The sequence below is a fragment of the Parapedobacter pyrenivorans genome (genome assembly GCF_014636865.1).
In the GTDB taxonomy this organism is placed as follows: Bacteria; Bacteroidota; Bacteroidia; order Sphingobacteriales; family Sphingobacteriaceae; genus Parapedobacter; species Parapedobacter pyrenivorans.
On record NZ_BMER01000001.1, the window covers coordinates 1,035,425 to 1,058,369 of the forward strand.

Sequence of the window (22,945 nt, forward strand, 5' to 3'; positions counted from 1 at the left end):
GCACTAAAACTGTACTTCGGGGGCTTTATCGGCACCCGCTTCAGCGGCAAAATAGCCTTTCTGTTTGAAGCCGAAAAGACCCGCGGTAATGTTGTTCGGGAACCGCCTTACTGATGAGTTATATTCTTGGGTAGCCTCATTGAATGCCCGACGCTCCGTGCTGATACGATTTTCCGTGCCTTCCAACTGGACCTGCAAGTCCCGGAAATTCTGGTTAGCCTTGAGTTCGGGGTAGCGTTCTACGGTTACCAACAGGCGGCCCAAGGATTGTGATAACGCATCCTGCGACTGCTGGAATTGTTGGATGGCTTCCGGCGTCAGATTTTCCGGGTCAACGGTTACCGACGATGCCTTCGCGCGGGCCTCGATGACCTGCGTGAGGGTTTCCTGCTCAAAATTGGCAGCACCCTTTACGGTATTTACTAAATTGGGAATCAAATCGGCGCGTCGTTGATACGCATTCTCTACTTGGGCCCATTTGCCCTTTACGTTTTCTTCCAGGTTGACAAGCGTGTTGTAACCGCACGAGCTAAATGATAGGGCAGCAAAAAGACCCACCAATGCAACGAATAATCTTCTTTTCATATTGACCGAGTTTAAATTCATTATTGCCACTAATTTAGCACTTTGATATCAAAATTTATACCTTTGTTACACTTCGGGATAAAAACCCGACATCATTACATGCTACGAGAAATTGAATTAGCCGTTCTTCCCGAACAAATCTCAGATGAATCGTATATCATACGGCAGGGAGCGAAGCAACTAAATATTGCCCCAACAAGGATTAAAGGCTTAAAAATCCATAAGCGATCCATCGATGCACGGGGAAAACAAGTGGTGTACCGTATCCGTGTAATCTTTTATATCGACGAAATCCCGGTTCCAGATATTTTGCATTTTCAATATGCCAATGTAGCAGATGCGCCGCCTGTTGTCATCATCGGCGCCGGTCCTGCAGGTCTCTTTGCCGCGTTGCGTTGTTTGGAAAAGCGGCTCCGGCCTATTGTTATTGAGCGGGGAAAAAATGTGCAGGAGCGGCGGAGGGATTTGGCCGTACTGAATAAATCGGGCATCGTGAATGCCGATTCCAACTATTGTTTCGGCGAAGGTGGTGCTGGCACCTATTCCGACGGGAAACTGTACACCAGGTCCAATAAACGGGGCGATGTACAACGGGTATTGGAGGTCTTCGTTGCTCACGGAGCCACCGAAGATATTTTGGTAGACGCCCGCCCCCATATCGGCACGAATAAATTGCCTCACATCATCCAGGGCATACGACATACGATTCTGGAACATGGCGGGGAAATCCGTTTCAACAGCAAAGTAGTGGACATTTTAGAGCGTCGTGGATGTGTTGGTGGGATAAAGCTAGCGTCGGATGAGGAGATCATCGCTGAGCACGTCATTTTGGCTACAGGGCATTCCGCACGCGATGTGTTTGAACTGTTCCACCGTAAACGGTGGCTCGTGGAGCCGAAGCCGTTTGCACTTGGCGTGCGTATCGAACACCCTCAGCAAATCATCGACCAAGCGCAATACCATTGCATGGTGCGTAGCGATCACCTTCCACCAGCGTATTACAGCTTGGTGGAGCAGGTAAACGACAGGGGCGTATTTTCCTTTTGCATGTGTCCTGGCGGTGTTATCGCGCCATGTGCTACAGACAAGGGGGAAGTGGTGGTCAATGGTTGGTCGCCATCTAAGCGCAATAACCCGTACGCCAATTCAGGGACGGTGGTACAGGTCAACCTAGCAGATATCCCGCAGGCTACGCGTTATCCCTTTGCGCTCATGGATTTCCAACACGAAGTGGAAGAGCGCGCATATGTGGTGGGCGGCGGTAACTTAGTAGCTCCGGCCCAGCGGATGGTGGATTTTGTAGAAGGCAGGCTTTCCAATACATTACCTGTCAACTCGTATAAGCCGGGAACCCGGAGTGCGCCGTTATCCGATGTGTTGCCTCCGTTTGTGCATGATGCCCTGCAAAAAGCATTGCCGCTATTTGGCAAGAAAATGAAAGGGTATTTTACCAATGAAGCCATTTTGGTAGGCGTTGAGTCACGCACATCGTCGCCTGTGCGCATCCCGCGCGATAAGGAAACGCTACAGCACCCACAAATCAGGGGGCTTTATCCCTGCGGCGAGGGGGCAGGGTATGCCGGCGGAATCGTGTCGGCGGCGATTGATGGGATGAATTGCGCGGACGCGATAAAAGATTTTGAAATTTAGCTACTACTGTCTTAAATTTGCAGCAAGACCAGCGAAAGTAGCTCAGTTGGTAGAGCATCAGCTTCCCAAGCTGAGGGTCGCGAGTTCGAATCTCGTCTTTCGCTCTTTTTCTATCTGAATTCAATATTCCATACCGGGCTCCGCCGCTTCAAATAGTCGCCTAACTATAACAAGTTAGCGTGTAATGACGCTATTAACAAGCGTAGGCGCCAACGCAGGAATTCCTTAAAATTTATCTTCTGATATTAGGGGTTTACTAGGGGTTTGGTAGGGGATTTTTAGGTAATTGATAAGGATTCATTCTTTAAAAACATTAAGAAGATATGATTTAAATTAGCTATGAATTTTATTATGTTGCAGTCGTTTCTAACATTGAGATTAGTAATCATTTGATAACGCAGTTATGGTAACGTTCTAAACGGCGTAGACAGCAGTTTCAGTAAAAATTGGGGCAACGTGATCGGGGCGCGTCCATGTGTACCTGGCTTTCAACAAAGCACTTACAGTGAATGTCCGACAGCTGCCACGTGCGTATCGCGCGAACGGCTAGCACCCCGTCACATTGTATGCTGACCACTCCCTATTCAAAGATGCAAACTGCCAACATCTCGCCCTCAGGAAGTTCCTGCGCAGTATAGTGAAGGCTAAGATCTTGATGCGCATTCTTTTTTTCCAGTTGGTAGAGTTCCTTTACGGATATCACCATGGCTAAATTCGAATCCGTTGCATCTGCAAATTCCCATCGCTTCAGGCTGTTTCCCTTATCATCCTTTATACTGATACTCCTGTCGGTGCCAACTCCGTCCCCATGACAATGCTTGTAATAAATGCGAAGCTGGTCCCGATCGGTTGCCTTACCCAACTTGAGTTTTCTTAGACTTAATGGCTGATTGACAGATTGTTTCAGAATGAGCTTGTCGTTAAGGAATACTTCGTAACTGTCCAACCCTAACTTTGCTGTGAAACCTGATGCCATGACGCCGAGCATGACGAGCGCAAATAGCTGCATAAACGCCCGTTTGAATGTGATGTATCGCATAATACAAAAGATTAAATAAAACATTTGATAACTATCCAGGAGCAATAGTAGGCGAAAAGGAGAGGCGGACAAAAAATAGTAGACCAACGGCCAAAATAGTAGACCAACACTAACGGCTGGAAATTTCCCTTTCCATATCCGCTTTGTAATTCCTGCCTATGGGTATTTGATGGTCACCGAGGATAATCCGATTTTTTTCGATCCGCTGGATTTTATCCTTGGCAACGATGAATGATTTGTGTACCCGGATAAATCGGGGCGGGGGGAAAAGCAGTTGCATGGACTTTACAGAGCCCTTGGCTACAATTTTGGTTGAAGTGGTGTGGATAATGGCATAGTCTTTTAATCCCTGTACATGAGTCACATCTGCAAAAAACAGCTTTAACTTCAGCACACCGCTTTTAACGAAGATAAACGACGGCTCATCGCTCATGATTTCAAAATCGGTAGGTTGAGCCTTTAATGAAATGAAATCTTTGATTTTTTCAAGCGATGTTAAGAAACGAGGGAAGGATATCGGCTTCAATAAAAAATCAATTACTCCCAATTCAAACCCCTCAAACGCATAATTCCGATAAGCTGTGGTGAATACGGTAATAGGGGGATGTGGCAATGATTGCAAAAAGGTAATTCCGTTCATTTCCGGCATTTCGATATCCAGGAACAAGGCATCGACGGAATTCTCCATTAAAAAGACCTTGGCATCAAGCGCATTGTTAAAACTGCCCACGAGGTTGATATCAGGCAGCCGGTTCATATACTCCACCAATATCTCTCTCGCCAGCGGCTCATCATCGATAATCGCGCAGTTTAACATGAAAGGTTTATTTTCAGTGATACCTGGTAATGGTTCGGCTCATCAGCGATTCGCAACACGTGCTCGCGGGGATACAATAATGCTAATCTTTGTTGTAGATTCAAGAGGCCGATTCCCCTGTTTTTATCCTGCTGTTGGGTAGGAAGTTTATTATTCGCGATAGTTACCTCCAGCGTTTTGCCAATTTGGATATCGATATGCACATATGCATGACGAACGGCTCTGCTGATACCGTGCTTAAATGCATTCTCTACCAATGGCAATAGCAAAAATGGGGGAATCCGGCAATGGTTTGCTGTGCCGGTTACTGTCATCCGGATGTCGGCCTGATTTCCCTGCCTGATTTTCTCCAGTGCTATATAATTGCTCAAATAGTTGATCTCCTTTTCTAACGGTACGAAGGGCTCGTCGCTTTCATAAAGCATGTATTCCATCAGCTCAGACAGCTTCAACACCACATCCGGCGCTCTTTCCGATTTTTTTAAGGTCAGCGCATAAAGGTTGTTCAATGCATTAAACAAGAAGTGCGGATTAACTTGGGAGCGGAGGTAATTTACTTCGGCCTGGAGCTTGCCTACCAGGGCTTCCTGTAATAACTTTTTCTGTTCGTACCAATCGATGCTGAATTTCAAGGCAACGGTCAGCAGCAGATAAAGCGAGGTATGGGTGAAATTATAGATTAGCGACGCGGAAAGGGGGGTGTTCCGGTTCGGCCCCAATACGTATCCAAATAGGTAGTGGTCATAGAAGCTCTGTATCACCAGATATCCGATGATCAGTACAAGCACCAATGCAAAATAGCCGCTATAATTTCGCCGTAAAAGATAACGAGGTATCAGCCAATGGATATTTAGCCATGCCAGGCCGATGAGTAAAGTAACCCGGACCGCGGAACAGATAAAGAAATTTGGTAGTCCGGCTTTCTGAATCAGGTAGGTGCGGTCGTATAAGAAAATCAGGGTAACGAGTACCCAATAAGCAAGGTAAATCCATTGACGCCTTGCTATCAAACCATTCTGTATGTCCAACCGGGCCATATGCTGCATGTTACAAATTAACAGATTGCAGAAGGGCGCTCGAAATTTAGTAGAGCAACTACACAAAAAGTAGATGAAATCTACGAATATAATTTTATACGGGAGGGTTTATTTTTCACTTAGGCTGTTTAACCCAGCTCAGGGTTCCGCAATTACGGTTGTGTTCGATCCATGCGGTCAAAAAAAACGTTATTATAGCCCAAAAACTGGTCTCACCGACACGGGTGGACCAGTAAAGGTTGAGGAGAGAAGCACCCTTAAAGTCCTTCTTCCACCAAATGTTCCACGTACTCGCGTACGGCGGCATTGAGGAAACGGCTGGTTACGTCAAACGCAAAAGCATGTACCAGTAATACCCGTGCCTGTGCTTCGCTAATTCCCCTTGCTCTCAAGTAAAACAAAGCCTCGTTGTCAAACTGGCCAATGGTACAACCATGGCTGCATTTTACGTCGTCAGCAAAAATTTCCAATTGTGGCTTGGTATATATTGCCGACTTCTCGCCGATGAGCATATTGTTGTTTTGCTGGAATGCATTGGTCTTCTGTGCATCGAGGCGCACGAAAATTTTGCCGTTAAATACCGCAGTAGAAGTATCTTGTGTGATATTCTTGTACCATTCGTAGCTTTCGCAATGCGGTTTTATATGATCTACAATCGTGTGATTGTCGACGAGTTGATTGCCTGCTGTAAGCGCTATGCCGTATAAGTGGCTTTCCACTTCGCTGTCTCCCATCTGCACATTGATGTTATTCCGCACAAAAGCGGCACCGGGAAAAGAGCAGTTGTAATTGTTGTAAAGACTGTGTTTTTCCTGATGAACCTCTGTGTGGTTGAGGTAATTGCTTTGCGGCCCTGCAACCTGCAAATAATAGTGCTGCAGTTTTGCATTTTCGCGCAACACGATTTCACTTACTTGGTTGTTTAAGTTGTGCTCCGCACCATCCTCGGTAATAAACGACTCGATGATCTCCGCTTCGGCGAAAGCACCCATCACATAAAGATTGCGTGTTTGGGTAAATAGGGGCTTATCTGTGGCAGCCACATGGATAATATGGATCGGCTTTTGCAACTGCCGACTCTTACCCACTTCAATGAACAATCCCGAAGTGAATGACGCTGTATTTAGTGCCACGAATGGATTGTCAGTTTTATCCGCATATGCCGCAAAATATTTGGCAAAGCACAAACGGTCAAACGCCTGTTCGATCGGCATGATTTGCAAACCTGGGATTTCTTCATCCGTAGACAGTTCGCTGCTGTATCGTCCATTTACCAATACGATGCGGTGAGCATCGAGCTTGGGGATAAGCGCTTTATCAAGAGCTGGTGTACCGGAAGGCATTTCCGTATCCAACGAATACCTTTGACCGATTAATGGCTGTACATTGGTGTATTTCCAGTCCTCCTGTTTTACCGTCGGAAATCCCATGCTTTTAAAGCGCTCAAAGGCCTGCGTGCGGATCTCATCAAGTGAATGTAATCCAGCCGATGGTAAATTTCCATCGTACGTCTTGATCAAATGTGTATATAATGAATCGCTTATTTGTGTAATCATGGTATCTGTGGCCGCTTCATCCAACATAACCTCTCCTTTCTTAACTAATAAAACCTGATCCCTAGGCGTCAACTGTCTCTTTTATCCAGTCGTAACCTTTCTCTTCCAATTCCAGCGCAAGTTCTTTGGTGCCGGAGCGAACAATGCGGCCGTTGTACAGTACATGCACGAAATCCGGTACGATATACTCCAGCAATCGCTGGTAGTGGGTGATAAGGATAAATGCGTTGTTATCGGCGCGCAATTGGTTTACGCCCCTTGCTACAATACGTAAGGCATCGATGTCCAATCCGGAGTCCGTCTCGTCCAGGATAGCCAGCTTGGGTTCCAGCATGGCTAATTGGAAAATTTCATTCCGCTTTTTTTCGCCTCCTGAAAACCCTTCATTCAACGAGCGATTAGCCAATTTGGCGTCAAATTCCACCAATTGCTGCTTCTCTTTGACCTTTTTCAGGAAATCCCGGGCCTCCATTGGCGGCAGCCCTTTATAAGCACGTATCTCACTGAGGGCTGTTTTGAGAAAATTGATGTTTGAAACACCCGGTATTTCAATGGGATATTGGAAGGCTAAAAAAACGCCTTCCCGTGCCCGGTCTTCCGGTGAAAGCGCCAGCAAGTCGCTGCCGTCCAAAAGCACCTCGCCTTCGGTCACCTCATAAGCCTCTCTTCCGGCCAATACATTTCCCAATGTGCTCTTTCCCGAACCATTTGGCCCCATAATGGCATGTACCTCGCCAGCTTTCACTTCCAGGTCCAAGCCTTTTAAAATCGCTTTATCTTCTACCGATGCGTGTAAATTTTTTATACTTAACATTGTTATTTCGCTACTCTTCTATAGTTAATCTTTAACCCACACTCCCCTCAAGGGATATGGCCAACAGTTTCTGCGCCTCTACGGCGAACTCCATGGGCAATTGGTTCAATACCTCTTTGGCATACCCATTGACAATTAACCCTACAGCCTTTTCAGGGTCGATGCCACGTTGCGTGAGGTAAAACAATTGGTCTTCACCGATTTTTGACGTGGTGGCCTCGTGTTCCAATTTTGCAGTTTTATTGCGACTTTCAATATACGGGAAAGTATGGGCTCCGCAACGGTCGCCGATCAGGAGCGAATCACACTGGGTGAAATTGCGGGAATTGTCGGCTCCCGGACCGATTTTTACCAGCCCGCGATAGCTGTTGTGACTTACGCCTGCAGAAATTCCCTTCGATATGATTTTGCTCCGGGTATTTTTACCGAGGTGGATCATCTTGGTGCCGGTATCGGCTACCTGTTTATTGCGTGTAAGGGCTACTGAGTAAAATTCTCCCACGGAATGATCCCCTTTTAAAATTACCCCCGGATACTTCCATGTAATGGCCGATCCGGTCTCTACCTGGGTCCACGATATTTTACTGTGGTCACCCTTGCATATTCCGCGTTTAGTGACGAAATTATAGATGCCCCCTTTGCCGTCTTTATCGCCGGGGTACCAGTTTTGTACTGTCGAATACTTGATCTCGGCATCTTTGAGTGCGATTAATTCCACTACCGCGGCATGCATCTGATTTTCGTCGCGCATAGGTGCGGTACATCCTTCAAGGTAGCTTACATACGCCCCTTCATCAGCGATGATCAGCGTTCGTTCAAACTGCCCGGTATTTTCCGCATTGATGCGGAAATAGGTAGAAAGTTCCATCGGGCAACGCACTCCTTTTGGAATGTACACAAAAGAGCCATCTGAGAAAACAGCGGAATTCAGCGCAGCATAAACATTGTCGGTCTGCGGTACTACCGTGCCAAGGTATTGTCTAATCAGCTCGGGATGTTCTTGTACCGCTTCGCCAAACGAAGAGAAAATCACTCCCTGTTCTTTCAATTTTTCACGAAACGTGGTTTTGACCGATACGCTGTCAAATACCGCATCTACCGCTACAACACCTGCCAGTACCTTCTGTTCATCGAGCGGAATGCCCAATTTTGCAAATGTAGAGAGCAATTCGGGGTCGACTTCGTCCAGGCTGTTCAGTTTCGGCTTTGCTTTGGGCGCAGCATAGTAGGAAATATCCTGAAAATCGACATCCGGGTTTTCAAAATTTTGCCAGGTAGGCATATCCATTTTCAAGAAATGCTGCAGCGCCTTCAGCCGCCATTCTAGCAGCCACTCGGGCTCATTCTTTTTTGCTGAAATCAACCGAACCGTATCTTCGGTAAGCCCTTTCGGGGCAATGTCCATTTCGATGTCGGTGGTAAATCCGTATTTATATTCTTCGAGCGTGAGCTCCTTTAATAATGCATCATCTTTTGTACTCATAACACACCTCCAAAAGGTAATTAAGTAAGTAGACGGGCAACCATCTAGCATTTCCGAAATGCAAAGTTACGATTTAAGTGGCAATAAACCTTGTATCTTGCTGGTTCATTTGAGTGAATGCCCTTGCATTTGCTATTTTTACAAATTGGTGATAATGAACGGAATTCATCTTTCCAGGCAATTCAGCTGGCGGGTGTTCCTTGTTTTGGCCGATAGTATGGAAAACAAATCGTATTATTGCCAAATATAATTTGGCTACCAGGCCAACATGGTGGAAGTAAGCCCAAAGCAATTGAAATATGCCGTTCCAGCCCGATAAAACTGACTTTAAAATCCTGAAACTCCTGCAGGAAAACGGCAGGATTACCAACCTGCAATTAGCTTCCAGCATCGGGCTGTCGCCCGCACCAACGCTGGAGCGCGTGCGTAAACTCGAAAATTCTGGCTATATCAAAAGCTATCACGCTTTTGTCGACGAAGAAAAGCTAGGCTTGGGTATCAAATCATTTATACAGGTTTCGCTTGACTTCCATACCCACAACGCAATCCCCGAATTTGTGGAGGCGGTAAAAAACATTAAGGAGGTAACCGAATGCCACCACGTAACCGGGCAATGCGATTTTATGTTGAAGGTGTATGTGAAGGACATCAAGGCTTATGAGGCGGTCATTATGGAAAAAATCAGCAAGATACCGTACGTGAAGACCTTCCAGACGATGATGATCATGTCTACCAGCAAGAAGGAGCCCATCGTGCCGATGGAATACTGACGGTTATACCTGCCAGTCGACGGGTTCTATGCCCTGCTTTGCTAAAAATGCATTTGCCTTTGAGAAGTGCTTGCATCCGAAAAAGCCATTGCTGGCGGAAAACGGCGATGGATGGGCAGCGGTAAGGATATGGTGCTTGCGGTGATCGATGAGGGCAGCTTTGTTCTTGGCATACCTGCCCCATAGTAAAAACACGATACCACTTCGGCGAGCAGACAGTTCTGCAATAGCCTTGTCGGTAAACGCCTCCCAACCTTTGCCCTGATGTGAGCCCGCCGTATGTGCGCGGACGGTCAGTGTCGCATTGAGCAGCAATACCCCTTGATTGGCCCAAGCGGTAAGGTCGCCGTGGTTTGGGATTTGGAAACCGGGAATGTCATCGCGCAGTTCCAGATACATATTGCGAAGAGACGGAGGAATCGCCACACCACGCTGAACAGAAAACGAAAGACCATGCGCCTGCCCGACATTATGATATGGATCCTGTCCCAATATAACCACCTTTACCTCGCCAAACGGGGTATGGTCAAATGCATTAAAAATAAGGTTGCCGGGAGGATAAACCGTGTGGTGCTGTTTCTCCTCCTTTAAAAACCTCTTTAGATCAAGCATATACGGTTTTTCAAATTCAGGCGCTAATACGGCTTTCCATTCTTTTTCCAATTGTATACTCATACTGGCAAAAATACACTTTTGTGTAAAATGTATTGCCTGTAGTTGGTAAAGCGCTGAAATAAACGGATATTTGTACGATTTTTGAAAGCAAATAATATCAAATAATAACGACACATGTCTAATCTTGTTCGGATCATCCTATCTTCGCTTATCCTGGCCGGTACAGTGGTCCTATTTGTCTACGGTCAATGGGGCTGGGGTATATTGGGTATATTGGTGACTATCCTTGCCTTTGTGACTGTGTTTTTTAATGAAAATATGCTCGTTGCACAATTTTACCTACGCAAGGAGAATATGACGAAGGCCGCCCGATGGTTGAATCGCATTACAAACTACGAAAAGCAGCTTATCCGAGCACAACACGGATATTATCATTTGCTGCTGGGGCTGATGGAATCACAAAAGTCACCCATGCAATCGGAAAAATATTTCAAAAAGGCCTTATCATTGGGGTTGCATATGGGACATAACGTTGCGTTGGCTAAACTAAGCCTGGCTGGTGTCGCTATGGCGAAGCGAAATAAACGCGAAGCAACCAAATACCTTCAAGAAGCTAAAAAGGCGGATAAGAATAAACTGCTGGCCGATCAGATTAAGATGATGAAAGACCAGATGGGGATGATGGACCGCCAACAGATCCGCTATCGGTAAAAGGCACCGAAACTTATGGCGCAGGAACTCCTGTGAGGTAGGCATCCAAAAAGCGACCCTCTTCCTCGCTATCTTCAAACACGACTTTAACCACTTGGATGCCAACTGCATCTTTCGAAATATTTTCAGCAGTGATTGTCAATTTTGCTGGGGTATCGGGCTGCAAAAGATAATGCAGGTAATTCTGCCGATCTTCAAACCGCATCAATACACGGCCTAGGGTGACGGTCGAAAAATAGTAAGCATTCCGTTCATTGTCTACCAATTGTATCCCATAGACATTGATTTTCAGTTCGCGCGGGCGCTCTTTCAAACTGGTAAGGGATAACTCCACGGTAGCTGTACGTGCCGCGGAATCTATGATGAGCTGCACCGTTTCAAACCGAACGCCATCTATCATGACGACACTGGAGTCTTGGCTGGCAGCGACGGTGTTTTCATTTTGTGCGAAAGTAGCCCCCGTCACAAAAAGCATCACGATGAATGTCAGCAAGCTTGTTTTTCTCATCGTAGTCGATCTGCCGATTTAATCAATTTTTCGTCTTTACGAATGCCTCCTATGGCCATAAAAAGGAAGATAATGCAGATAGGCAATAGGAAAAAGCCCACTCCGATATTTCTCGCCGAAAGGAATTGGCGGGCTTCCGTTAACGCCGCGCTTGCGGAAACGTATAACCATGTGCCGAACAAGAACAATAGTACGATTTCAAGCACAATCAATTGAATTTGATGCTTCCGCTGTTTGAACTTGAAAATAATATAAAGCGGAAATACCCCCAATAATACGGTGGCGATGGTCTGCAGCAAAAAAAATTCTTCCCGCACGGCCTGCCCTTCCATCCCGTGATAGGCTCCGGTTACTTTCAGTGCCTTCCCCATCCCGCCTATATCGGCATATTGCAGATATGGGAAGAGGAACAAGGCAAATATCGTGGCTGAGGCCAGAAACAACCAAATACTTTGAATACGCTGAATCATACGAGCAATCTAATTATGATAACGCAAACTTAGGCATTGTAGCCTGCAAAAGCAAAGCCTAAGTTTGCATTCCGTTCCCGTTTGGACGCATCCGGCTTAATCCGATAAGATTGCTTGGAAGAGATACGGATATATCCTATTTTTATCAACCGGATCACTCGACGGATGGCGGAAAACGTATAAACACATGGAATCTGTACCACGGGACCGGGCCCAGCCCCCCATTAAAGAACTATACCGGATCGCTAAGCAGTACTCACGCCGAGTAGAGGAGGTGGACGACCTCGTACAAGATCTCTTGCTTGAAGCTGTCAAAACCGGAAAGGATTTTTCGGACGCCAGCTTCATGGCATGGGGACGGGGGTTTCTGCGCAATCACGCTGCATTCATCGCCCGTACGGAAGGCCGTCGCAGGAAAAGGGAAGAAATGGTTCAATATGCTGATCAGGGCGCTGACGATATCGACATACAGCTTCCCGAAGATTTTATCGCTCACCTTCGCCCATCCCTCCGTATCGTCGCTCGATTGGTTAGCTGCGGCCTAAACAGAAAGGAAATCTTATACCTGCTCAATATTGCTGATACAGCCCTGCGCCAACGGCTTACGGCCTTACGCCGTGAGTGGACGGCTTACCTTGATACAACATTGGAGCAAGGTCGGGAATATCGTGATCAATACACCCATGTACTGCCTAATGGGCTAATACGGCGTTCGCTCAAGCAGGTATTTAGTAATACTACCGGCAACAAAGGGGGAAAATCCAGCCGGATTATCGGCAGCCACGATCCAGACGGACATTTATTTACAATTCGATCCTTCTCTGCTCACAAAAAGGATCCCGGCGGCAACAAGGAATAACAGGGGCTAAGCCCTGAGGTACTAGGTTTAAAAAGTATAAAAAAATCAAAATGAAAGTAAAACTGAAAAAGGGCATTGGAATTGTTTTCAATGTAAGCGACATCAATCGTACGGAGCGTTTTTATCGCGACATTCTGGGAATCGAAACCGAGCGCCAGCCCGGAGGAGGTGAACCAGATTGGTTAATGGCCAAACTCAGCAGTGACGTCGAACTCATGTTTTTTCAAGGCAAGGAAGAGATCGGGCGCTCGCCGGTCGTGGTTTTCGAGCTTGAGGAGGGATATATGGAGTCTGTACTGGAAAAATTGGCTAAGGAAGGTGTCGAAATTGCTACCCCGGTGACGGAAGCCCCCGGTGGCTGGAGCGCGGATTTTTTGGATCCCGATGGCCACCCGATTGCATTTTACCAATCGGGAGACCTGCCGCTGAGGGGATAAGCGGACATAATTGGTTAGTTAGAAGGCTCCGATTCTCCCTGTTTCGGGGCTTTCCTTTTTCATGAAGCAAAATGAACGATACCTCATCAGACCTGCTGAAGTTTAATGTACCTTTGCACACCAAAAGTGAGGACTTCGCAATTTCAGTATGAATTCGTATTTGCATTTTTTTGATTTCAAGCAAAAAGTAAACTACAAAACGGAGATTTTAGCCGGCCTAACGGTTGCAATGACCATGGTTCCCGAATCGTTATCCTTTGCAATACTGGCAGGGCTGTCTCCGCTTACTGGGTTGTATGCTGCTTTTTTAATGGGGCTGATTACGGCCGTCTTTGGGGGAAGACCAGGAATGGTATCCGGCGGAGCTGGCGCGACGATCGTAGTATTAATTGCGTTAAGCAAGGCCCATGGTGTGGAGTACCTTTTTGCAGCAGTTGCATTGGCGGGTTTAATGCAGTTTTTAATAGGGGCTTTCAGACTAGGGAAGTTTGTGCGATTAATTCCACAACCGGTGATGTATGGATTCTTAAACGGTTTGGCAGTTATTATTTTTATGGCACAAATTGAGCAGTTTAAGTTTACGGACAATGGAGTCACCACTTGGTTAGTTGGAACGCCGTTATATGTCATGGGTGGGCTGACCCTGACTACGATTCTTATCGTATTGTTTTTCCCAAAAATCACTAAAGCCATTCCGGCTTCACTAATTGCTATTGTCATCATTTTTGCACTTGTTTTAGGACTAAACATTGATACAAAAACGGTAGGCGATATTGCAAGCATTAAAGGCGGACTGCCTTCGTTTCATATTCCGGTGGTTCCGCTTACGATGGAGACATTGAAAATAATATTCCCTTTTTCACTGATCATGGCCGGCGTAGGGTTGATCGAGTCGTTGCTCACGTTATCGATGGTCGACGAAATTACCAATTCAAAAGGAAAGGCAAATAGAGAAGCCATGGCACAGGGAAGTGCGAATTTTGTCAACGGCTTCTTTGGAGGCATGGGGGGATGTGCGATGGTTGCGCAAACCTTGGTCAATTTAAACGCAGGATCCAGAGCAAGGCTATCCGGAATTATTGCATCCCTCACCATATTGATTATTATTTTGTTTGGAGCCCCGGTAATAGAGAAGATACCCATGGCTGCGTTGGTGGGCGTAATGATTATGGTAGCGATCGGGACATTCGAATGGGTTTCTCTGCGGATTATTAATAAAATGCCAAAATCCGATATTTTTGTCGGAATGTTGGTCGCATTGATCACCATTGTTCTTCATAATCTGGCGCTAGCAGTTTTGGTCGGGGTAATCATTTCCGCATTGGTATTTGCGTGGGATAATGCAAAACGGATCCGCGCAAGAAAGCACATCAATGCCGCGGGGGCTAAAGTGTATGAGATTTACGGTCCGTTGTTTTTTGGTTCGGTTGCCGGCTTTTTAGAGAAATTTGATATCGAAAGCGATCCGGATGAAGTCATCATTGATTTTAAAGAAAGTAGAGTCGCAGATATGAGTGCCATTGACGCGCTGAATAAGATAACTGCTAGGTATTCGGATATGAATAAACATGTCCGGTTGAAGCATTTAAGCAAAGATTGCCGGAGCAAGCTTGAAAAAGCCGAGGGTGTTATCGTGGTAACAATGGAGGAAGACCCAACTTATAAAGTGGTGTCTGATAAATAGAAAACGGGCTTTTAAGGTTTGAAATCGCTTTCTGCTATTATTTCTGTTAAAATAGTTCGGCTGATTTTGGAAAGTAACGCGAGAACGCTTATCTTTGTCTTAGGTTTAGGTTGATAGCCCCTAATCCCATTGGGGCGGATTCCCGTTATCTTTTAGGTAACGGGTTTCTTTTTTGAAAGCAAAAATATCCATTAAACCTTTGAAACCCCGGCCACTTTAAATAAAATAGCCGGGGTGTGAATACGCATTATCGGTTCCAGATCTGTTTAATGGTTTGCTCCTGCCCCATACCTATCGGGCAAGCGTCACTGGGCGTGTTTGCCCGGTACCGGTTTCCGCTCGTGCCACTGGTGACCCGGCTTCCTGGCATCTGGATAAAACCATTAGGGTCAACCCGTTCAATCCATCCGTCGACATAGGCCAGGAATTCGTTTCGGTAGGCTTCCGGTTGATTGGTAAACCACGAGATCTCATCGAATCCCCACACAAAGTGATCATTCAGGTTTGGCGTTCCTGGATGGTCACTGATCCCAAAGTTGTCCAGCTCAACGATATAAGGTGCATGATCGCAGCTCCATCCACTTGGGGTAATGCCTCCTTTGGTCCGGCCGAATATGGCATCGAGGTGAAACTTTTTCAATTCGCCTTTTTGTGGGTCGCCAATGATCTCTTTAACGCGCATCGGGAATGAAACGAAATCAAACAGCAACCTTCCATCGCGGACCAGGCCACCGCTTCCCAGATGACCATCACACAACACCGTTCCCCTGCGCGCGTTGGATCGAGCGTAGTCCCTCACCTTACTCAACAGGCTATCCCAGGCTTCCACGCCACTTCCGTCACTATGCATGGCCATCAACTCCACTTGGCCAAAGTGAATCGCCTCGATGCCGATGTTGATGTACGCTACGGCCAGGTAATAGAAATACAGCTGGGTTTCGAGCTGGCTGATGTCCGGGACGCTAGCACCTGCCCGCCAGTGGTCGATGAACTTGCCTTCCGTGCTTAGCATCTGATTGTAGTCGAAATTCCGGCTTTCGGCAGGCAGATCAAACGCTGCGAAAACCCAGGCGGGAATCTGGACTTGCCCCACCTTGGTGGATACAATTTCAAATATGCAGGCCTGGAAGATCACTTCCGGATCGGTTGCATGCACCTCCACCACCCGCTCTTTTGCGGTTGCCAGGAAAGCGGGGTTTGTAAATGCCTCCGGAATATCCCACGAGTAAATCGCTCTGCCAATAAATTTTGCTCCAACTTCTTTGAGCATACGGAAGTCATCCTCCTTATAAGGGTATGGACCGTCGTTGTAAAACCCTTCGGAGTTCAGGTATTCGGCCTGCAGAATACTTCGGGAGAGGTAACTGTCCAGCACGTTGCGCGGTATATTCCCATCGGAAAACGTATAGTTCCTTTCGAAGGTAGGCCTGATTCTAGTTACTGTTCCTTCCCCGGATTTACTACAGGCGGCCAACACTGCGATTACCATCACCCACCCGGTGAATAGGGCTTTTTTCAAACGTAGCTTTTGCATATTTTTCATTATTTTCATGATCATGTCGATTTTAATTTGATTATTGGCAGGCGGCCAGTGTATTGATGTCTATCAGCGGTGCTCCCGGTTTGACCCGTAGCTGAATGGTTGGATTCTCCTTTTTCAGCACGCCTTTCTCAATCAGTGTTTTGATGATACAGAAACCCACCTGGTCACTCGTATTCATTAGGGGAATCTCCTGGTTATTGCCGGCACCGTTATCCAATATGGATACGTCGCCGCCAAGGTATTCCAGCGCCTGGAAGCCACTCAAGCCGTTTACCGTATGGTGGTTGCTGAATACCAGATTGCCGCCGATATGTTTGATTCCTCCCCCAACGACATACCAGGTGTCGAGGTTCCAGATACCACCGGCATCGGGGCTACCCACGAGGACAAAATCACCGCCAACATAGCTCAGGCTCACGAAGCTGGCACCGCCCGACTCCAAACCAATGGCAGGGTTGACGATCAAGCTGCCATCGATCCGTTCGATGCCCGAGAACCCGACATCGCCAGCGGCAGACCACCAATAGGCCAAACTCGGGCAGTTTTCGATAATCAGGTCGCCTTTGATATGTTTATATCCTTTGAATCCCTGTGGATTGAAAAGCTGCGGGTTATCCCTGAGGATGATGCTGCCATCACAATGCACCCGATCAAAAAACCCTTCAGTATCAACAATATTGGTGTTTTCTATCAAGATCGTGCCCTTGATCCACTTTATTTTACTGCTTAGGATGTTCAATAATGACGAGTTGATCTCCGTTCCGGTTATTGTAAGGTTGAGTACCGTATCGGAAAGCGGTTTGAAGGCCTCGATATCGGCTTTTGAGCGCAGCGTATAGCTGATCACATCATCACCCGCAACCTGCCCGATTGCTTGGAGCGACGTGGGTGCTTCGGGGTGGTTGCTCGCTAGGGTGACCGTGCCCGTAAAGACACCACTTTCCACTAAACTTTTAATGGTACAAAAACCATACTCGTCTGTCAGGCAAACTTCATTCTTGCCCAATTGGTCATTTCCTGTAATGGTCAGGTTTCCCGCGAAGACCTTCAATCCCAATAATCCCGATATATCTTCCAGCGCATCGTTGTCTTCGATAATCAAGCTGCCGTTCACAAACTGGAGGTTCTCCACGCCATCAAGCGATAGCAATCGCGGATTACCCTTTATATGCATCATTACGGTTATTGCGTTTAATGCAGGCATGTTCAAATTTTCGATGCCGGTATTTTCAATGATCAGGTTTTTAACCTTTTGTACCGGTAGCGCCGAAAGGTCGGTAATGGATTCGCCGCTGATGGTCAATTTCAGGATATCCCCTTTGGCCGTGAAGCGGTCTACTTCTTCTTGTGAAGACAACGTGATTTCAGCTCCTGTAGTGAGCTCGTTTTCGAGCTTATCACACCCTGAAATGCCCAGTGCCAATGCACATAGCCAAAACAGTATATCGTTAGATCTCATTTTCATTGCAAAACTGTTGATTAATTTTTCGGATTTAAATCGATTTCACGCTGTGGCAACGGGAAAAAATAAGCGTATGCCTCGTTTATCGGCTTATTGGTGACCTCCTGGAGCACCCGATTGGTTCTCCGGAGCTCGAAGAGACCGTGCCCTTCAAAAGCCAGTTCGAACGTCAATTCATCCCACACGGCCGTTCTGAATTGCTCAGGGGAAAGGCCAGCAGGTAATTCGCCCAGCCCGGCTCTTTTCCTTACCTCGTTTACCCAGTAATATCCTTCCTCGGTTGGCCCGGCTGCTTCGGCGTAGGTCAAGGCCACTTCTGCAAAGCGAATAAGGTACAGGTTGGCGCTCGTACGGTGCGAATTCGATTGCGGGTCGGTATACTTTCGGGTGAAGGGATAAAAGAATGCGAACAATGTGGGGTTGGAACTCGTCAGGTTTTCTTCAGACCAGTTGGCCAATACAGACCCATCGGCATTATAAATCGTCGTCACCATGAGCCTTTTCCGTAAATCTTCGTCATCAAAACGGTGATAAAAATCGTTGTCTACGCGGTAATATTGCCAGCCCTGCTGTCCCGGCTGGATGATCGGCGTCACATCGCCGCCTCCTGCCAATGAACCGGAAATATAAACATTGGGAATTCCGATGGTAAATATCTGTGGCAATTGCGAATAGTTTCCTTCGAAGCCGCTACCCTCGCGGGTCATGGAGGTAATAAAGATATGTTCGCGGCTATCCGCTTGATGATTCACGTCATAAATACGGAGCAAATCGGGTTCCAGGCCGTAGGTATTCTGGCCCCGCAGCACCTGTCCGGCTATTTCGGCTGCATTTGTAAACAGTGCATCCGCGTTGGTAACCCAATCGTATCCGGGAGCGCCCGACTGTTTCGATGAGGCGAGGGTAAGGTAAACTTTGGCTAATAAAGCCTGCGCAGCCACTTTGTCCGCGCGACCCTGTTGCTTGGCAATATTCATCAACGACATCGCTTGTTCCAAATCGCCGATGATCAAATCATACAATTCAGTAAGGGAAGCATAATGTGCTTTCGCGTCTTGTACCCCTTGTACAACCTGGGTATGATAGGGAACCTCACCATATACGCGCACAAGCATGAAATAATGGAAAGCCCTCAAAAAATGGGCTTCCCCCAAAAATTGCCTGCGTGATTCCTCTGAAATATTGGCCATACTGCCCACATTCTCCAGCACGCTATTGGCCCGGGTGATACCCAAATAGCAATACTTAAAAAAATAGAGAATTTCCTCGGTATTGGGAGTCACTTCCCATTCAAACAGGCTTGTTTCCAATCCTTTATTATAAGATCGGTACTGGTTTGTAGGGATATCCGTAAGATTGAACAAGAACCGTGCTCCATATTCAATGTTACTTATCGGATCATATGCGTAGAGCAACGCATTTAACGCATCGGCTTCGCTTGTAAAAAAATTATCATCCGAATACACGCCATAGGGTTGTTCCCGCAACATGTCTTCGCAAGAAGATAGGGAGACGAACAAACATGCTAAACCGGAGTAAACAAAGGTTTTTATCGCTTTCATGTCTTTTAAATGTTGATACTAAAAACTAAAACTTCAGTTGCAAACCGGCGGTGTAAATCGCCACGCGTGGATAGGGGGCAGCGCCGCGGCCATTTTCCGCTACCTCGGGGTCGTATTCACTTACATTAGAAAATACGATAGGGTTGGAGGCATTCAGGAACACACGCGCTTGTTTTATAAAGGGGATATGCGGGAAGGTATAGCCCAGGGTCACCTGTTGTATCCGGAGGAAGCTGCCGTCTTCTACAAACCATGACGAGGCAAAATACTGCCTGTCTGCCCGTAGTTTAGGGCGTACATTATTCGGGTTTTCACCGGTCCACCGACCCTCCTGCAGGGATATCCGATCCAGTTTGCGGTTGGAGAACACATCGTTTCCATACATCGTATAAAGCATCAGCGAGAAGTCAATACCCACATCGTGCATGAGTTGGAGATTCAGACTGGATGTAAAGTCCGGGTTTGGGTCGCCGATGATTTGGCGGCTAGCCGGATCGAGCGTACCGTCTTCCCGCAATCCTACGTAATTAAATTCACCGGGCCTGGTCATTTTCACCGGGTTGCCGGGCATTTCCTGAATGATCCCGTCTACCCGGTAGCCATAAAAGGCGTTTACGGGTTGGCCGATGGCCAACACATTTAAAAAGGCGTCGTTGAAGATTCCACTTCCATAGGGTTCATACCGAAGCCCATTCTGGTCTACGACATACCCCGATTTTTCTTGCGATCCGATGTTAACCACCTTATTGCGGTTCAGTGAAAACACGAGTGCCGCATCGAACTTCAGTTTTCCGCTGGTCAGGATCTTCCCGTCTACCGCGAGTTCCACACCCCGGTTTTCAATTTCACCGTCGTTTGTCCAAACCCGGTCGAAGCCCGTGCTTGGATTGAGGAACTGCTGGCGCAACAGGTCATTGGTTTTCTTATAGTAGTAATCGAAGGTTACATTCAGTCTGTTGCGCAACATCGTCGCGTCAACGCCGACATCAAATTGAGAGGTCTTTTCCCAGCGCAGGTCTTTCGTGGCCATACCCCCCCACTGCACATAGCGGTCACCGATACCCTCCCGTCCGATCTGCTGGCCGAGTCCGTAAATAATAAACTCTTCGCCGTTGAGGTAATAATAGTCCTGGCCGTACTTCGAAATGGTCTGGTAAGGTGCAATCCCCTGGTTTCCGGAAACGCCGTAGCTCGCCCGGATCTTGAGGTCATTAATGGCCTCCACATCCTTCAGGAATGCCTCTTCGGATAGCCGCCAGCTGGCGGCTCCCGAAGGGAAGAATCCCCATTTATTGTTCTCGCCGAATTTGGAACTCCCATCCGCGCGGGCCGTGAAGGTGAGCAGGTATTTGCCATGATATGCGTAGTTGAAGCGCGTAAACCCGGAAGCCAAAACCGACTTGCTGAAGCCATTCGTGATAAAACGTTCGGTCGCGCCAGACATGTTTTCCTCCATCAGGTTATCGTTGGCAAAGCCGCGGCCCGTGGTATTGAGGCTCTTATGGGTTCCGTTTTCGTAGGTAACACCCGCCATCACCGTAAATGCGTGCTTCTCTGCAAACGTATTCGTGTACGTCAGGTAGCCGTCCAGGGTCACATTCCGATATGAAGAGGACGCAATGCCGCCTTCGCCATCGTAGAGGTCGCCCCCTTGGGTATATACGCGTGGATTGTAGAAGTTGTGCCCGGAAAGCCCGGCACGTGTATTCCCACGTAATACCAATTCCAGGGGTTTCGCCAGTTTAACATTAAACTGGAGTGTGGCGTACCCGTCGGTATTCGGCGAGACATCCTTTCTTTCATTGGTCAGCGCCAGGGGATTTCCATAATCAAGCGAGTTCGCTTTAAAATAGGTGCCATCGCCGTTATACGCCGGAAATAGCGGGTTCCGCTGGTAGTTCATTCCGTAATTCCGATTCCGGTCTCCGTCAATAAATCCCGCTTTCGAGATGATGGTCAGGTAATCCGACAATTCGTGCTGATACGACAAATCCAGGGTAAGCTTCCGGTAGTCATCGTTGCGTTGCATCCCCTCCCCGTCGTAGTAGCCCAGCCCCAGGTAGTACTGACTTTTATCTCCCCCGCCCTGCACGCCGAGATTCGTTTCCGAGGTTACTGCCGTGGGGCGGAATACGTAGCCCGCCCATTCGGTTTGGTACGGCCAGGCCCCGCTGGCAATGGCCGCCCGCGAAGGGTAGTAGGTGCCGTCTGTAGCCCGCCTGCCAATGTATATGGGGTCTATTCCCGCATTTTCGTTGGCCTCATCCGCCAGCTCCGCCATGAGCAATGGGTTGTGCCAATAGTCGAGTTTCTCGCTGAATGAACCGAAGCTGGTCTTTTGATCAAGCCAGACATTCGGCGAATGCTTGTCGCCGCGTTTTGTGGTAATCATAATCACGCCGTTGGACCCCCGCGACCCATAAATTGCCGTGGCAGAAGCGTCTTTCAATACTTCCATCGAAAGGATAGTATTCGGATTGATGAGGTTTAGCCCGCCGGCATCCCCAAATGGGATACCGTCGACGACAACAAGCGGTGCATTGGAGCCATTGATGGAGCTAATGCCCCGCACCCGTACCGTCGAGCCGCCCTGGGGGTTGTCGTTATTGTTATTGATAACGTGTAATCCGGCCACACGTCCTTGCAATAGGGCTTCAAAGCTACCCGAGCTGGTATTTGTGATTTTTTCCCCTTTTATCGAAGCGACGCTTCCCGTGATGTCACTTTTTTTCATCGTTCCGTATCCAACCACCACCACCTCGTCCAGATCACCCATTACTGCTTTCAGCACAATGTTAAGGCTGGATTGATTACGGATGGGCTGCTCCTGGGTTTCGAATCCAACACTGCTGAATGCCAGCAGCGTGTTCTCTTCGTCGGGCAGCACAATCCGATACGCCCCGTATTGATCGGTTAGGGCCCGGATGTCTTTGCCCACCACACTTACCGTAACACCCACCAGCGGTATCCCCGATTCATCGGTTACCAACCCCGTAAGTATGCGGTCTTGTATAACGGGCCGTTCCTTTTCAACTATTGGTTGTTTCGTCGTAATCGTTATGATGCCGTCATCAAGCGACCAGTCCAATCCGTGGCCGGTCAAAATAGCTTGCATCGCATCGGCGAAGTCAGCTTGTTTAACCTGAGCATCCACGCGTGTGTCTGCTATACGGTCGCCACGAAATAGGAACGAATAACCTTGTTGTTTCTGAATCTCTTTCATTACCTCGCGCAGCGTGGTATTTTGTACGTTGAGCGTTATCTTCTGGGCTTTGCTTTCAGCGACTGCTTGGAATACAAAGGCAAGGGTCAAGAAAAGCGCTAGTTTCATAATTAGTAATAA

General features: G+C 47.5%; 20 protein-coding genes and 1 tRNA gene. 7 read left to right on the forward strand and 14 right to left on the reverse strand.

What is annotated here, in order from left to right:
- Positions 1 to 3 precede the first annotated feature (3 nt).
- Positions 4 to 585 (reverse strand): LemA family protein, encoded by a 582-nt coding sequence (locus IEV98_RS04030; RefSeq protein ID WP_188504620.1) that lies wholly within the window; start codon positions 583 to 585, stop codon positions 4 to 6.
- Positions 586 to 684: 99 nt separating this feature from the next.
- Here IEV98_RS04030 and IEV98_RS04035 point away from each other — a divergent pair, with 99 nt between their 5' ends.
- Both IEV98_RS04035 and IEV98_RS04040 read left to right on the forward strand, forming a co-directional pair.
- Positions 685 to 2,235: an NAD(P)/FAD-dependent oxidoreductase gene (locus tag IEV98_RS04035; RefSeq protein ID WP_188504621.1), complete on the forward strand. Its 1,551-nt coding sequence runs from the start codon at positions 685 to 687 to the stop codon at positions 2,233 to 2,235.
- Between the two features lie 31 nt (positions 2,236 to 2,266).
- Positions 2,267 to 2,339, forward strand: a tRNA-Gly gene (locus IEV98_RS04040).
- Positions 2,340 to 2,815: 476 nt separating this feature from the next.
- Here the strand turns inward: IEV98_RS04040 and IEV98_RS04045 are convergent.
- From IEV98_RS04045 to sufB, 6 genes are all read right to left on the reverse strand, one after another.
- Complete coding sequence (locus tag IEV98_RS04045; protein ID WP_188504622.1) at positions 2,816 to 3,274, reverse strand: hypothetical protein; 459 nt, start codon at positions 3,272 to 3,274, stop codon at positions 2,816 to 2,818.
- 109 nt (positions 3,275 to 3,383) lie between these two features.
- Complete coding sequence (locus IEV98_RS04050) at positions 3,384 to 4,091, reverse strand: LytR/AlgR family response regulator transcription factor (RefSeq protein WP_188504623.1); 708 nt, start codon at positions 4,089 to 4,091, stop codon at positions 3,384 to 3,386.
- Positions 4,085 to 5,137: a sensor histidine kinase gene (locus tag IEV98_RS04055; protein ID WP_229738556.1), complete on the reverse strand. Its 1,053-nt coding sequence runs from the start codon at positions 5,135 to 5,137 to the stop codon at positions 4,085 to 4,087. The genes IEV98_RS04050 and IEV98_RS04055 overlap by 7 nt, the downstream gene beginning before the upstream one ends.
- Before the next feature lie 248 nt (positions 5,138 to 5,385).
- Positions 5,386 to 6,684: a Fe-S cluster assembly protein SufD gene (sufD, locus tag IEV98_RS04060; RefSeq protein ID WP_229738557.1), complete on the reverse strand. Its 1,299-nt coding sequence runs from the start codon at positions 6,682 to 6,684 to the stop codon at positions 5,386 to 5,388.
- Between the two features lie 61 nt (positions 6,685 to 6,745).
- On the reverse strand, positions 6,746 to 7,498 hold the full coding sequence (sufC, locus tag IEV98_RS04065; protein ID WP_188504624.1) for a Fe-S cluster assembly ATPase SufC: 753 nt from the start codon (positions 7,496 to 7,498) through the stop codon (positions 6,746 to 6,748).
- 31 nt (positions 7,499 to 7,529) lie between these two features.
- Positions 7,530 to 8,981: a Fe-S cluster assembly protein SufB gene (sufB, locus tag IEV98_RS04070; protein ID WP_188504625.1), complete on the reverse strand. Its 1,452-nt coding sequence runs from the start codon at positions 8,979 to 8,981 to the stop codon at positions 7,530 to 7,532.
- 299 nt (positions 8,982 to 9,280) lie between these two features.
- Here sufB and IEV98_RS04075 point away from each other — a divergent pair, with 299 nt between their 5' ends.
- Entirely contained in the window at positions 9,281 to 9,751 is a 471-nt protein-coding gene (locus tag IEV98_RS04075) for an Lrp/AsnC family transcriptional regulator (protein WP_188504626.1), read from the forward strand.
- A 3-nt stretch (positions 9,752 to 9,754) separates the two neighbouring features.
- On the opposite strand, the gene ung is transcribed toward IEV98_RS04075, so the two are convergent.
- A complete protein-coding gene (gene ung / locus IEV98_RS04080; RefSeq protein WP_188504627.1) occupies positions 9,755 to 10,426 on the reverse strand; it encodes a uracil-DNA glycosylase in 672 nt (223 codons plus the stop codon).
- Positions 10,427 to 10,540: 114 nt separating this feature from the next.
- Here ung and IEV98_RS04085 point away from each other — a divergent pair, with 114 nt between their 5' ends.
- Positions 10,541 to 11,077: a tetratricopeptide repeat protein gene (locus tag IEV98_RS04085; protein ID WP_188504628.1), complete on the forward strand. Its 537-nt coding sequence runs from the start codon at positions 10,541 to 10,543 to the stop codon at positions 11,075 to 11,077.
- Positions 11,078 to 11,090: 13 nt separating this feature from the next.
- On the opposite strand, the gene IEV98_RS04090 is transcribed toward IEV98_RS04085, so the two are convergent.
- Both IEV98_RS04090 and IEV98_RS04095 read right to left on the reverse strand, forming a co-directional pair.
- Positions 11,091 to 11,585: a hypothetical protein gene (locus tag IEV98_RS04090; RefSeq protein ID WP_188504629.1), complete on the reverse strand. Its 495-nt coding sequence runs from the start codon at positions 11,583 to 11,585 to the stop codon at positions 11,091 to 11,093.
- On the reverse strand, positions 11,582 to 12,055 hold the full coding sequence (locus IEV98_RS04095; RefSeq protein WP_188504630.1) for a DUF4293 domain-containing protein: 474 nt from the start codon (positions 12,053 to 12,055) through the stop codon (positions 11,582 to 11,584). The genes IEV98_RS04090 and IEV98_RS04095 overlap by 4 nt, the downstream gene beginning before the upstream one ends.
- Positions 12,056 to 12,242: 187 nt before the next feature.
- Here IEV98_RS04095 and IEV98_RS04100 point away from each other — a divergent pair, with 187 nt between their 5' ends.
- The 3 genes from IEV98_RS04100 (at position 12,243) to IEV98_RS04110 (ending at position 15,035) form a co-directional block, all read left to right on the forward strand.
- Positions 12,243 to 12,914 (forward strand): RNA polymerase sigma factor, encoded by a 672-nt coding sequence (locus tag IEV98_RS04100; RefSeq protein WP_188504631.1) that lies wholly within the window; start codon positions 12,243 to 12,245, stop codon positions 12,912 to 12,914.
- Between the two features lie 50 nt (positions 12,915 to 12,964).
- On the forward strand, positions 12,965 to 13,351 hold the full coding sequence (locus IEV98_RS04105; RefSeq protein WP_188504632.1) for a VOC family protein: 387 nt from the start codon (positions 12,965 to 12,967) through the stop codon (positions 13,349 to 13,351).
- Between the two features lie 148 nt (positions 13,352 to 13,499).
- Positions 13,500 to 15,035, forward strand: a complete 1,536-nt coding sequence (locus IEV98_RS04110; RefSeq protein ID WP_188504633.1) for a SulP family inorganic anion transporter — start codon at positions 13,500 to 13,502, stop codon at positions 15,033 to 15,035.
- 247 nt (positions 15,036 to 15,282) lie between these two features.
- On the opposite strand, the gene IEV98_RS04115 is transcribed toward IEV98_RS04110, so the two are convergent.
- From IEV98_RS04115 to IEV98_RS04130, 4 genes are read right to left on the reverse strand one after another with little or no spacing between them, the layout of a single operon-like run.
- Positions 15,283 to 16,587, reverse strand: coding sequence for a hypothetical protein (locus IEV98_RS04115; RefSeq protein WP_229738558.1), 1,305 nt, complete (start codon positions 16,585 to 16,587; stop codon positions 15,283 to 15,285).
- Between the two features lie 22 nt (positions 16,588 to 16,609).
- On the reverse strand, positions 16,610 to 18,043 hold the full coding sequence (locus IEV98_RS04120) for a hypothetical protein (RefSeq protein WP_188504634.1): 1,434 nt from the start codon (positions 18,041 to 18,043) through the stop codon (positions 16,610 to 16,612).
- 14 nt (positions 18,044 to 18,057) lie between these two features.
- The gene (locus IEV98_RS04125) at positions 18,058 to 19,602 is read right to left on the reverse strand and encodes a RagB/SusD family nutrient uptake outer membrane protein (RefSeq protein ID WP_188504635.1); all 1,545 of its coding nucleotides are present in this window, start codon (positions 19,600 to 19,602) and stop codon (positions 18,058 to 18,060) included.
- 25 nt (positions 19,603 to 19,627) lie between these two features.
- Positions 19,628 to 22,933, reverse strand: coding sequence for a SusC/RagA family TonB-linked outer membrane protein (locus IEV98_RS04130; RefSeq protein ID WP_188504636.1), 3,306 nt, complete (start codon positions 22,931 to 22,933; stop codon positions 19,628 to 19,630).
- Between the last annotated feature and the right edge of the window lie 12 nt (positions 22,934 to 22,945).

Coding starts and splice junctions, on each gene's coding strand:
- IEV98_RS04030 (WP_188504620.1), bottom strand. CDS start 585: ATGAAAAGAAGATTATTCGTTGCATTGGTGGGTCTTTTTGCTGCCCTA.
- IEV98_RS04035 (WP_188504621.1), top strand. CDS start 685: ATGCTACGAGAAATTGAATTAGCCGTTCTTCCCGAACAAATCTCAGAT.
- IEV98_RS04045 (WP_188504622.1), bottom strand. CDS start 3,274: ATGCGATACATCACATTCAAACGGGCGTTTATGCAGCTATTTGCGCTC.
- IEV98_RS04050 (WP_188504623.1), bottom strand. CDS start 4,091: ATGTTAAACTGCGCGATTATCGATGATGAGCCGCTGGCGAGAGAGATA.
- IEV98_RS04055 (WP_229738556.1), bottom strand. CDS start 5,137: ATGCAGCATATGGCCCGGTTGGACATACAGAATGGTTTGATAGCAAGG.
- sufD (WP_229738557.1), bottom strand. CDS start 6,684: ATGATTACACAAATAAGCGATTCATTATATACACATTTGATCAAGACG.
- sufC (WP_188504624.1), bottom strand. CDS start 7,498: ATGTTAAGTATAAAAAATTTACACGCATCGGTAGAAGATAAAGCGATT.
- sufB (WP_188504625.1), bottom strand. CDS start 8,981: ATGAGTACAAAAGATGATGCATTATTAAAGGAGCTCACGCTCGAAGAA.
- IEV98_RS04075 (WP_188504626.1), top strand. CDS start 9,281: ATGCCGTTCCAGCCCGATAAAACTGACTTTAAAATCCTGAAACTCCTG.
- ung (WP_188504627.1), bottom strand. CDS start 10,426: ATGAGTATACAATTGGAAAAAGAATGGAAAGCCGTATTAGCGCCTGAA.
- IEV98_RS04085 (WP_188504628.1), top strand. CDS start 10,541: ATGTCTAATCTTGTTCGGATCATCCTATCTTCGCTTATCCTGGCCGGT.
- IEV98_RS04090 (WP_188504629.1), bottom strand. CDS start 11,585: ATGAGAAAAACAAGCTTGCTGACATTCATCGTGATGCTTTTTGTGACG.
- IEV98_RS04095 (WP_188504630.1), bottom strand. CDS start 12,055: ATGATTCAGCGTATTCAAAGTATTTGGTTGTTTCTGGCCTCAGCCACG.
- IEV98_RS04100 (WP_188504631.1), top strand. CDS start 12,243: ATGGAATCTGTACCACGGGACCGGGCCCAGCCCCCCATTAAAGAACTA.
- IEV98_RS04105 (WP_188504632.1), top strand. CDS start 12,965: ATGAAAGTAAAACTGAAAAAGGGCATTGGAATTGTTTTCAATGTAAGC.
- IEV98_RS04110 (WP_188504633.1), top strand. CDS start 13,500: ATGAATTCGTATTTGCATTTTTTTGATTTCAAGCAAAAAGTAAACTAC.
- IEV98_RS04115 (WP_229738558.1), bottom strand. CDS start 16,587: ATGAAAATAATGAAAAATATGCAAAAGCTACGTTTGAAAAAAGCCCTA.
- IEV98_RS04120 (WP_188504634.1), bottom strand. CDS start 18,043: ATGAAAATGAGATCTAACGATATACTGTTTTGGCTATGTGCATTGGCA.
- IEV98_RS04125 (WP_188504635.1), bottom strand. CDS start 19,602: ATGAAAGCGATAAAAACCTTTGTTTACTCCGGTTTAGCATGTTTGTTC.
- IEV98_RS04130 (WP_188504636.1), bottom strand. CDS start 22,933: ATGAAACTAGCGCTTTTCTTGACCCTTGCCTTTGTATTCCAAGCAGTC.